This window comes from Pseudomonas sp. Pseusp16 (genome assembly GCF_047324915.1).
Lineage (GTDB): Bacteria > Pseudomonadota > Gammaproteobacteria > Pseudomonadales > Pseudomonadaceae > Aquipseudomonas > Aquipseudomonas fluorescens_CD.
In genome coordinates this window covers 463,001-473,795 of sequence record NZ_CP168522.1, presented here as the reverse complement: position 1 = coordinate 473,795, position 10,795 = coordinate 463,001, and the positions used below count along the sequence as shown (strand labels likewise).

Here is a 10,795-nt window from a genome sequence, read left to right as displayed (position 1 = left end):
TCGGAAGACTCGCCATCCACAGAGCGACCAGCCTGCGTGTGCATAAGCTGTTTGAGGAACTACATTTACCGTTAGCTGTTGCGCCACAAGGGCGACCGGCATTTCGAAGTGGGAGGACCAACATGCCCAAGCAGTCGAGCATCCGTTCCGAACTGGCCGACGCGCTCTTTCGCATGCGCCGCAGTTTTTACTCGCTGGCAGGGTTCAGCGGCGTCATAAACGTCATGATGTTGACGCCAGCTATTTATATGCTGCAGGTCTATGATCGAGCCCTGGTCAGTCGCAACGTCACGACGCTGGCGATGTTGACGGTCCTGGTGGTTGGACTGTTCCTGCTGATGTCCACGCTGGAAATGGTCCGCACCCGCGTGCTGATCAGGGTCGGCAACTGCCTGGACATGGAGCTCAACCGGCGCATTTTCACTGCTGCATTCGAGCGCAACCTGAGCCGCGCCGGAGGTAATCCGGCCCAGGCGTTGCAAGATCTCGCCCAGGTTCGTCAGTTCGTCACCGGCAATTCCCTCTTCGCTTTCTTCGATGCACCGTGGACGCCGATCTACCTGTTGGTCGCCTACCTGATCCACCCACTGCTCGGACTGCTCACACTGATCGGCTCGCTGATTCTGGTGGCCCTGGCCTGGCTCACCGAGAAGGCGACGCAGAAGCCGCTGGCCGAAGCCAACCAGGCCGCCCTCTCCTCCGCCCAATACGCCAACAACAACCTGCGCAATGCCGAAGTCATCGAGGCCATGGGCATGCTGCCGTCGATCAGCAAGCGTTGGTACCTGAGCCATCTGCGCATTCTGGAAATGCAGACCATGGCCTCCGACCGCGCCGCCCTGATCAGCAGCACCGGACGCTTCGTGCGGATCACGTTGCAGTCGCTGATCCTCGGCGCCGGCGCGCTGCTGGCAATCGAAGGCAAGATCACCCCGGGGATGATGATTGCCTGCTCGATCCTCACCGGCCGCGCACTGGGCCCGGTGGAACAGGTCATCGCGTCGTGGAAGCAACTGCTCGGCTGCCGCTCGGCCTGGGGCCGGCTCAACGAGATGCTGCACGACTATCCGCGCCGGCCACCGAGCATGTCGCTGCAGCGGCCGCAGGGCATGCTGGCGGTGGAGAATGTGTATGCCGGTGCCCCCGGTACCAACAACACGATTCTGCGTGGGGTGGGCTTCAGCCTTGTCCCCGGCGAAAGCCTTGGCATCATCGGTCCGTCCGCCTCGGGCAAATCCACCCTCGCCCGCCTGCTGGTTGGCGTCTGGCCAGCGCAGGCCGGCAAAGTGCGCCTGGACGGCGCGGACATATTCACCTGGAACAAGGGCGAACTTGGTCCATGGCTCGGCTACCTGCCACAGGACGTGGAGCTGTTCGAGGGCAACATCGCCGACAATATTGCGCGCTTTGGCGAAGTGGACAGCGAAGCGGTCATCCGCGCCGCCAAGACCACTGGCGTGCACGAGATGATCCTGCGTTTTCCTCAGGGTTATGACACCCGTCTGGGCACCGATGGCAGCCCGCTTTCCGGTGGCCAGAAGCAGCGCATCGCCTTGGCCCGCGCGTTGTATGGCGAGCCCAATCTGATCGTGCTGGATGAGCCGAACGCCAACCTTGACGACGTCGGCGAAAAGGCCCTGGTCGATGCGCTGGCCGAACTGAAGGACCGTGGCGCCACCGTCATTCTGATTTCCCACCGTCCCAACGTACTCTGCGCCGTCGATAAGGTGCTGATGCTGCGCGACGGCGGCGTGCAGATGCTCGGTACGCGCGATGAAGTATTCGCAGCGCTGCGCAAGGCCAGTGTGATGCCTGCAGGCGCGTCGACCCCGCTAGCCTCCGTCAAAGCACGGGAGTGACCGATCATGCAAATGAGCCAACACACCGAGATGATCAAAGCCGATACCAAGAGCGTGGTAGATCTGGATGTCGGTAAGCCCGCACGGTGGGGCGTGTGGCTGGTGCTCGCCGGCTTCGGCGGATTCCTCCTGTGGTCCTGGCTGGCGCCTCTGGATGCCGGCGTGGTAGCCACAGGCACGGTCAAAGTCACCAGCAATCGCAAGGCCGTACAGCACCTCAGCGGTGGTACCGTGGAGGCCATTCTCGTTCGCGAAGGCGATCTGGTGACAAAAGGTCAGGAGGTGGTCCGCCTCGACTCGTTGCGTGCCGCTTCTGAACAGGGGGCAGTCAGCGCCCAGTACATCGTCAGCAAGACCGTGGAAAACCGCCTGGAAGCGGAACGTGACGGCCGCGACGTGGTGAACTTCGACCCCGATTTGCTCCAGCGTTTCAAAGGTGACCACCGCCTGGAAGCCGCCATGGACCTGCAACAGCGCCTGCTGGACACCCGGCGCGTCGGTCTTGCTGGCGAAATCAGCATCCTGCAGGAGAACCTGGCAGCGTCGGCAGTGCAGCTCAAGGGCCTGCAGCAGGTCTATAGCGCCCGCGCCTCGCAGATCAGCTTCCTCAACCAGGAACTGCAAGGCACCCGCGTGCTGACGGCCGAAGGCTATGTGCCGCGCAACCGCCTGCTTGAGCTGGAACGCAGCAATGCCGAGCTCTCCGCCGGTCAGGCCGAGAACCTCAACAACATCGCCCGCGTGCGTAGCCAGACCACCGAAATCAAGCTGCGCATCCTGCAGCGCCAGCACGACTACCTGAAGGAAGTCGAATCACAGCTGACTGAAACCGCCAAGGAAAACACCACCCTGGCCGACCGCTTGCGCGCGCTCGACTATGAAGTGACCCACACGGTGATTCGCTCGCCCATCGATGGCATGGTCCAGGCCCTGAGCATTGCCACTGTCGGCGGGATCATTCAACCGGGCTTCAAGATCATGGAAATCGTTCCGGTCAACGAGCCGCTGCAGGTCGACGCGATGATTCCCGTGCAGGCCATCGACAAGATGGTCCCCGGCCTGCCCGTGGACATTTCCTTCCCGGCCTTCAACCATGCCAGGACGCCAAACATCCCCGGCCGCGTGAAGACCATCTCCGCCGACCGCCTGATGGACGAGGAAAGCAAGCAACCGTTCTATCTGGCTCAGGTGGAGGTCACGCCCGATGGCATGGGTCTGCTTGGCAGCAATCACATTCGCCCCGGCATGCCCGCCAGCGTCACCATAAAGACAGGCGAACGCAACATGATCAGCTATCTTCTTAAACCAATGCTTGATCGTGTGGACAGCTCATTCAAGGAACAATGAGATGGAACGTCGTTGCCTGCTCTTCTGCCTGCTGGGGTTGGCCCTGCCGGCCAACGCCATGGACCTCAAGCAAGCCTGGGATCTGTTGCAGTTCCAGGGCCCTATCTACCAAGCCTCCGTGCATGAAAAACAGGCCGGCGAGGAAAACCGCGCCATCGGCAAGGCCGGCCTGCTACCGCAGATCAATGCCTCGGGCTACCACAACAAGGTCAATGGCTCCCAAAGCCAGAGCGGCATCGACAGAGATCTCCATTACGACTCCAAGGGCGCCAACGTGCGCCTGCGCCAACCGCTGTTCAACAAACAGAAGATGGCCGAGTACCGCCAGGGTCAGCAGCGTGCCGACTACAGCAACGCGGTGTTCGATGCCAAGACCCAGGACGCCGCGGTGCGCTTGTCCGAAAGCTATTTCGATGTGCTCCTGGCCAGCGAAACCATCGTCCTGGCCAAGTCCAAGCTGACCGCCTTCGAAGAGCAACTCGCTTCGGCGAAGCGGCGTATGGAGCTGGGGGCCGGCACCGTCACCGACATCGACGAGTCGGCCGCTCGCCGCGACCTCGCTGACGCCGAGCTGATCGAAGCACAAGACAACCTGATCAACGCGCGCCGCAAGCTTGAGGAATATATCGGCGAACCCCCCGAGTCACTGACCACCTTGCGCCCGAGCTTCGATACACCACCGCTGCTACCGAGCAACCTGCAGGACTGGTTGGTCAAAGCCCAGACCGATAGCCCGCTGATCCATGCGCGCCGTTATAGCAGCGACCTCGCAGCAGAAGAAGTGAATCGTGCCAGGGCTGGCCACTGGCCAACACTGGATTTCATTGCCGGCTACACCGCGGGTGAGAGCCAGTCACTCTCCGAGTTGAATCAACGCAACCACTACGGCTCGATCGGGCTGGAAGTCAATATCCCACTGTACAGCGGTGGCGGCGTCAGCGCGTTGACACGCCAGGCCAGTGCCAATAGCGACAAGGCCATGGACGAACTCGACGCCGCGCGACAGGAAGTCATCACCGAAACCACTCGTGAGTATCAGGGCATTCTGAGCGGCGCCAAACGCATTCGCGCGCTGGAGAAGGCAGTGGAGTCCAACGAACGCTCACTGGCATCGTCACGCAAAGGCTTCAAAGAGGGCGGCACCAGCACCAACTCGGACGTCCTCAATGCCGAAGAGCTGCTCTTCGTTGCGCGCCACGATCTGTTCGAAGCCAAGATACGCTATTTGATGTCACGCCTGCGCCTGGCCTCCTCGGTGGGCAGCCTGGGCGACGACGATATCAACCAGATCAACGACTACCTCGGCCCGGAACTGCTGGTCACCAAATGACGCTTGCCAGCCAGCCGGTCAAGCAAAGTGATGGCTGACCGGCCTCCCCTCTTATGGCCTCCCCCCAGTCAATGCACCTCTCGTTTGACCCATTGGTTCGTTGCTGGATCCCGGCGCAGAAAGGCAGCCGCCAGCGAAAAAACCGCCAACGTTGAAATTTGCCCACCAAGCCCTTGATTCCCTTTATGCTCGATCCAGCCCCTAATGAAAAGCCAAGCCCGGCTCCAGGCTGTAAACTGTTTCCCCATGCGCAAATTCTTGTACCTGACATTCTCCATGGCGTTGCTCGCTGCCCTCACGTCCTACGCGATGTGGGCCGCTGACCGGCCGGTGGGTCATTACCTTTCGGACCTGCGGATCAACCTGGCTGTCGACCGGGGTACGCCTGCGGACCGTGGCAATCTGTTGGGCATTCAGCCCGAACTGTTTCCTACCGATTATCAAAGTCCCGAGCGTTTGCACCGCAAGCTCGCAGCCTATCTGCAGGCAGCCCGGGACCAGGGTTTGTTGAACGGCAAGACTGTCGTCGTGTTGCCGGAACATATCGGTACCTGGCTGATGGTCAGCGGCGAGAAGGATGAGTTGTATCAGGCCAGCACCCTCAAGGAGGCCATGAACTGGCTGGCGGTGAGCAATCCCCTCAAGTTCGCCAAGGCGTTGATCAGTGCCGAGGGTGGCAACCGTCTGGACGATGCCCACCTGCGCATGAAAGCCAAGGCGATGGCCAGGGACTACCAGGCATTGTTCGGAGGGCTGGCCAGGGAATTCCACGTGACGCTGGTAGCGGGCTCCATTGTGCTGCCCGAACCGAGCATCATCGACGGCACCTTGAAAATCGGCCGCGGCGCGCTGTACAACAGCAGTGTAGTGTTCAACAACGAAGGCCTGCCGATCGGCCAGCCACAGCGCCAGATGCACCCGTTTTTCGCAGGACAGAACGGGATCAAGGCGAATGGCGAGCACTCGCTCAACGTCGTTGATACCCCCGCAGGAAGGCTGGGCGTATTGATCGGCCGCGACAGCTGGTACCCGGAAAACTACCTCAAGCTCAACGACCAAAGCGTACAGCTGGTTGCGGTACCGGCCTTTGTCGCCGGCCGTGGCACCTGGGACCAGCCGTGGCGCGGCTACAGGGGATCGCCTGCGCCTGCATCGGTCAACCTGAAGCCTGGAGAAGTCAGTGAAGGCCAGGCCTGGCAGCGCCTGACCCTCACGACCCAGATACCGGCCAGTCAGGCTGTCGCCGGCATCAGTGTGTTCCTGCGGGGCCAGTTCTGGGATCAGGGCAGCGCCGGCCACAGCTTCCTCAGCAGTAACGGCCAGCACTTTGCCGACGGCAACGCCCATGGTGCGCGTTTGCTGAACCTCTGGTTGTAAGCCATGAAAACGCCGCCGATGCGCCTCGGCGATCTGTCGGTGGGCTTTGTTCATAGCCTGGCCGATGCCGTGCGCAGTCATGGCGTCGATCCGCAGCCATTGCTCGATCAATACGGCCTCGATACAGCGCGTCTGAGCGAAGCCGGTGCCCGGCTGTCGATACCTCGCTACATGCGCCTGGGCCACAGCGCCATTCAACTGACCGACAACCCGGCCCTTGGCTTGCGCATGGGTCAACTCAGTCGCCTGAGCCAGATCGGCCTCGCAGGAGTCACCGCAGCCCAGGCGCCGACAGTACGTGAAGCCGCCCGCTGCCTGATTCGATTCGAAGCCTTGTATGGTTCCAATTATCGGGGTCAATCAAGCTTTCACGAAGACGCCCAGGGTGCATGGCTGCGTTTCTATTCGATCAGCCCCTATAACGCCTACAACCGCTTCGTGGTGGATTCGATCATCGCCGGCTGGTTGCAGCAATTATCCAGCGTCAGCCCCGCCCCGCTGCGCGCCGAACGTATCGAGATCGAATTCGAGGAACCCGTTTACCGCGCGGCCTATGACGTTTTGGGTGACTGTCCGATTCAGTTTGGCGGCGAACGCAATCAACTGCGCCTGAGCCTGGCAAGTCTCGCCCAGCGCAACCCCGAGCATTGCCCGAGCACCTGGCGGCATTTGCTGCAACTGTGCGAGCGCGAGCTGGAACAATTGACACGTACCCGCAGCCTGCGTGAACGCATCATCGCGCTGCTGGGACCGTTGCTCAATGGTGGCCGGGAGCCCGACCTGGAAGAAGTGGCGACACGCCTGAATCTGCCTACATGGACCTTGCGCCGCAAACTTGCCGAGGAAGGCACGCAATTTCGCGCAATCCTCAATGAAACCCGTCGCGACCTGGCCATGACCTACATACGCGACACCGAACTGGCGTTCGGTGAAATCGCCTACCTGCTGGGCTTTTCCTCAGCCGAAGCGTTTCAACGCGCATTCAAACGCTGGAACGGGCAGACCCCCGGCGAATTTCGCCGCAGCCATCGCCAATCCGCCTGACGCCTACAACTCGGTAGCGTCTTCCGCCGGTTCCAGTGGGTCCAGTTCGAAAGCCTGGTACTCGAGCAGCTCTTCTTGATAATCGTCCATTTTTGAATCCCCCGACCCGTATTGAAAAACGTCTGAATAAATGACCCATTCCTTGAGCATAAAGTGCCTGCGTGAAAGAAAAATGACGCGGACACGACACTCTGTCGCTACTGAATAAAACGTAGCAGCTGGTCAGGAATTTATCATTGGTTTTTTCGCGGGAGCCCGCAGAACATCGGACTTGCTTGATGCGGGTCAATCATTGAGGCGGCCACAGGATCGGTTCATCTGACCCGATCCTGTGGTGCCACCATCATTGGCCGGAGACAGGCATCGCCGGAATGGGCTCGCTCGGCGGTGGCAAGTCGCTCGGGTTCGCCGGTGGCGTGACGATTTGCGGGGCCAGTGCCGGCTCTACACTGGCCGGTGTGATTGGCGCCGCTTCAGGAGGCGGTGCAACCGGCTCGGAGGCCGCTGGCGTTGCTTCAACGGGTGCCGGTCCAGGAGCAACTGCAGCAGGCTCCGTAGCGGGTGCGGCTGCCGGGGCAGGCGCGAGCGGTGCCGGTGCGGCCTTGGCTTCAGGCATGCCCAGGTCTGTTTTCGGTTTTTCGGTGATGTGCGCAGCCTTTTTCGCTTCCGGCGGCAGGAACAGTTCGACCAATGCGAAGAAACGCTCGTAGAACTTGGCAGACGATACGGTTTCGCTGGCGACCTTGACCATCGAGTCATCGGAGGAGCCGATCGGCATCGACACCGAGCCCAACACACCCACACCAAGACTGGCGGAGTTGTTGGTTTTCTTCAGCGCATAACGATCCTGCAGGGCGTTGGCGAATACGGTCGCGTGATGCCCTTCGCTGCCATCATCGGCACACACCACACTGAAGCTGATCTCCATGTGGTTCTCGCCGGTCTGCTGGAAGCTCTTGTGACCGCTGACCAGCTTCGGATCGTTGCTGGTGATGATGTAGCCCTGGCTGAGCAAGGCACGACGGGCGGCTTCACAGCTCTGGGTATCGGTGACCGGATAGTTTCGGGAAAAGGTGCCGGAATCGTCGAAGTTCTCATGCTCGTAGATGGCGCCTTTGTTCGATGAACAACCGGCCGCAGCGGCAAGCATGGCTGCCAGCCCGACAATCCGCATGGGAAGTGATTTAAACATTGAACATCCTGAGGAAAACGGTTCGGGGCATATTGTGCAACAGATCGATGCTTAGCGGAGCATCGATTGTGTCTTAAAACGGTTACAGGCTGATTGACCCCGGTTTTGCGCAAAAGTCACCGCGGCAAGTGACGTACGGCCAAACAAAAAGACCCCGGCCTTTCGGCCGGGGTCTCCTGTACAGCGCTAAACCTGTTCAGGCATCAGTAACGCTTGATGTCCGCCTGGCTTTCCAGCTGCTTGCGATAAGCCGCAAAGTCTTGCTGGCCGATGCGCGAAGCAAGGTAGCGACGATACTGTGCTTTCTCTTCTTCGGTCGGCGCCGCCGCTTCGTTCACGCCATTGAGACGCACGATCATCAGGCTGCCATCCGCCAGCGTCACGCTGGTGAAGGTCGGCTTGTCCTTGGTCGCAGGCTTCGCCATGCGGAAGAGCGCTTGCAGCACAGCAGGGTCGACCCCTTCCTGAGCGCGAGTCGCCGCTTCAGTGACTTTCCAGGCCTGACCGTCGACCGCCTGATTCAGCGGGGTCTTGCCATCGCGCAGGCTGGCAATCAGGGCTTCAGCCCTGGTCTTGGCATCGGCGCTGGCGTGCTCCTTGGCCAATTGCACACGGATCGCGGCAGAGACGCTTTCCAGCGGCAATTGCGAAGGCTTCAAGTGCTCCTTGGCACGCAACACGACCACGGTTTCCGGATCGAGCTCGATAGCAGTGCTGTTCGCCCCCTCATCCAGGACTTCCGGGCTGAACGCGGCAGTGATCACGGCACGGTTGGCCGCAATACCCTCACCGCCTTCACGGCCGAACGGCTTGGAAGTCTGGACGGTCAGCTTCAGGTCCTGCGCCGGCTGCGCCAGATCGGACGCTTCGAACGAGGCGTCTTCCAGTTGCTTGCTTGCCTCAACGAAACGCTGCTCGACCTGCTGGGTTTTCAGACCACGGGTCAGCTTGTCTTTCAGGCTGGCGAACGTTGGCACTTCCGGGGCTTCCACACCCAACAGCTTGATCAGGTGGAAACCGAAGTCGGTGCGAACCGGCCCCGAGACCTGGTCCTTGGCCAACGAATACAGGGCCTTTTCGAACGCCGGGTCGTAGACGCCGGGACCTGCATAACCCAGGTCACCGCCGTTGTTCGCCGAACCCGGATCCTGGGAGAACTCCTTGGCCAGCGCCTCGAATTTCTCGCCCTTGGCCAGACGGGCCTGAACCTCTTCGATCTTCGCCTTGGCTTGCGCCTCGGTGGTCTTGTCATTCACTTCAATCAGAATGTGCGCAGCCCGGCGTTGCTCGGACAGGTTCGCGATTTCTTTCTGATAGGCCGCTTGCAGGTCTTCGTCCTTGACGCTGACCTGATCGAAGAAGGAAGCCTTCTTCAGCTCGAGGTAATCGATGACCACCTGGTCCGGCGTCATGAATTCCTTGGCATGTTCGTCGTAATAGGCCTTGACCTCTTCGTCGGTCAGCTTCACAGCCGCCGGGTCGGCCTTGATGTTCAGCGAGGCGAAGTCGCGGGTCTGTTTTTCCAGACGAGCAAACGCCAGCACCTGTGCATCGGTCACGAAACCGCTACCTGCCAGGCCGGCACGCAGCTGGCCGATCAGCATTTCCTGAGCCAGCATCTGGCGGAATTGCATACGGCCGTAGCCGAGTTGGCGAATCACCTGGTCGAAACGCTCGGAGCTGAACTTGCCATCAACCTGAAACTCTGGTGTTTGCAGGATGACCTGATCAAGCGCCGCTTCGGAAAAGGCGAACTTCGATTTTTCTGCGCCTTGCAGCAGCAGCTTGCGATCGATCAGGCCCTTGAGAGCCGATTCGCGCAACATTTTTTCATCCAGCAAGGAAGCATCGAAATCCTTGCCCAGCTGTTGCATGAGCTGGCGGCGTTGCATATCGACCGCCTGGCTCAGTTCGTTCTGGCTGATTTCATCGCCGTTGACCTTGGCCGCATCATTGCTGTGCGACGTGGCCTTGAAAATGGCATCGAAACCGGTCAAGGCCATCAGAACAACGATGACCCCGATAATAGTCTTGGCAATCCAGCCTTGTGAATTGTCCCTGATATTCTGCAGCATGCGTCCCCCAGAAACGGTTGAACTTCAAAATTAGGCAACCGTGGAGCGTGGGTAGAATCCGGATAGAAGAAAGGCGCATCCGAGGATGCGCCTTCTCGTAACTGGCGGAGCGGATCGAGGGCTCGAACGGGCGACCCTCGGTATCTTGAACCGGCGACCTGCAGTCAGGACTGCCGCTCCGCTGCCAAGTCAGGCATGACCCCGACCCGGATGGGTAAAAACCTGAATCGAACTTAGTTGACAGCTTCTTTCAGTGCTTTACCGGCTTTGAAACCTGGTTTTTTGGCTGCTGCGATTTCCAGCGTCTTACCGGTCTGTGGGTTACGACCAATGCGAGCTGGACGATCAGTTACGGAGAAAGTACCGAAGCCAACCAGAACAACAGAGTCGCCAGCCTTGAGAGCGCCAGTGACGGATTCGATTACAGCGTCCAGCGCACGGCCAGCAGCAGCTTTCGGGATATCAGCGGATGCAGCGATAGCATCAATCAGTTCCGACTTGTTCACTCTAAGTCCCCTTATATCTATTTGAGTATGATTCTAAGTTTTTTTGGTGAAAGCAAAAACGAGTG

The 10,795-nt window shown here is 60.0% G+C and carries 8 protein-coding genes; 5 read left to right on the top strand and 3 right to left on the bottom strand.

Features of this window, described 5'->3' with window-relative positions; genetic code table 11:
- Positions 1-122 precede the first annotated feature (122 nt).
- The 5 genes from ACEN8Q_RS02040 (at position 123) to ACEN8Q_RS02020 (ending at position 6,957) form a co-directional block, all read left to right on the top strand.
- Entirely contained in the window at positions 123-1,859 is a 1,737-nt protein-coding gene (locus ACEN8Q_RS02040; RefSeq protein ID WP_413427007.1) for a type I secretion system permease/ATPase, read from the top strand.
- Between the two features lie 6 nt (positions 1,860-1,865).
- Complete coding sequence (locus ACEN8Q_RS02035) at positions 1,866-3,206, top strand: HlyD family type I secretion periplasmic adaptor subunit (RefSeq protein WP_413427009.1); 1,341 nt, start codon at positions 1,866-1,868, stop codon at positions 3,204-3,206.
- Between the two features lies 1 nt (position 3,207).
- Positions 3,208-4,536 carry a TolC family outer membrane protein gene (locus tag ACEN8Q_RS02030; protein ID WP_413427011.1) on the top strand — a complete coding sequence of 443 codons (1,329 nt, stop codon included), beginning with the start codon at positions 3,208-3,210 and terminating at the stop codon, positions 4,534-4,536.
- A 246-nt stretch (positions 4,537-4,782) separates the two neighbouring features.
- Positions 4,783-5,913, top strand: coding sequence for a nitrilase-related carbon-nitrogen hydrolase (locus ACEN8Q_RS02025; protein ID WP_413427013.1), 1,131 nt, complete (start codon positions 4,783-4,785; stop codon positions 5,911-5,913).
- Positions 5,914-5,916: 3 nt separating this feature from the next.
- The gene (locus ACEN8Q_RS02020) at positions 5,917-6,957 is read left to right on the top strand and encodes an AraC family transcriptional regulator (protein WP_413427015.1); all 1,041 of its coding nucleotides are present in this window, start codon (positions 5,917-5,919) and stop codon (positions 6,955-6,957) included.
- Between the two features lie 343 nt (positions 6,958-7,300).
- Here the strand turns inward: ACEN8Q_RS02020 and ACEN8Q_RS02015 are convergent, their stop codons facing one another.
- The 3 genes from ACEN8Q_RS02015 to ACEN8Q_RS02005 form a co-directional block, all read right to left on the bottom strand.
- The gene (locus tag ACEN8Q_RS02015; RefSeq protein WP_413427017.1) at positions 7,301-8,149 is read right to left on the bottom strand and encodes a DUF2242 domain-containing protein; all 849 of its coding nucleotides are present in this window, start codon (positions 8,147-8,149) and stop codon (positions 7,301-7,303) included.
- Between the two features lie 203 nt (positions 8,150-8,352).
- The gene (locus ACEN8Q_RS02010; RefSeq protein ID WP_413704413.1) at positions 8,353-10,224 is read right to left on the bottom strand and encodes a SurA N-terminal domain-containing protein; all 1,872 of its coding nucleotides are present in this window, start codon (positions 10,222-10,224) and stop codon (positions 8,353-8,355) included.
- A gap of 233 nt (positions 10,225-10,457) precedes the next feature.
- On the bottom strand, positions 10,458-10,730 hold the full coding sequence (locus tag ACEN8Q_RS02005; RefSeq protein ID WP_002552737.1) for an HU family DNA-binding protein: 273 nt from the start codon (positions 10,728-10,730) through the stop codon (positions 10,458-10,460).
- Positions 10,731-10,795: the final 65 nt, after the last annotated feature.

Coding starts and splice junctions, on each gene's coding strand:
- ACEN8Q_RS02040 (WP_413427007.1), top strand. CDS start 123: ATGCCCAAGCAGTCGAGCATCCGTTCCGAACTGGCCGACGCGCTCTTT.
- ACEN8Q_RS02035 (WP_413427009.1), top strand. CDS start 1,866: ATGCAAATGAGCCAACACACCGAGATGATCAAAGCCGATACCAAGAGC.
- ACEN8Q_RS02030 (WP_413427011.1), top strand. CDS start 3,208: ATGGAACGTCGTTGCCTGCTCTTCTGCCTGCTGGGGTTGGCCCTGCCG.
- ACEN8Q_RS02025 (WP_413427013.1), top strand. CDS start 4,783: ATGCGCAAATTCTTGTACCTGACATTCTCCATGGCGTTGCTCGCTGCC.
- ACEN8Q_RS02020 (WP_413427015.1), top strand. CDS start 5,917: ATGAAAACGCCGCCGATGCGCCTCGGCGATCTGTCGGTGGGCTTTGTT.
- ACEN8Q_RS02015 (WP_413427017.1), bottom strand. CDS start 8,149: ATGTTTAAATCACTTCCCATGCGGATTGTCGGGCTGGCAGCCATGCTT.
- ACEN8Q_RS02010 (WP_413704413.1), bottom strand. CDS start 10,224: ATGCTGCAGAATATCAGGGACAATTCACAAGGCTGGATTGCCAAGACT.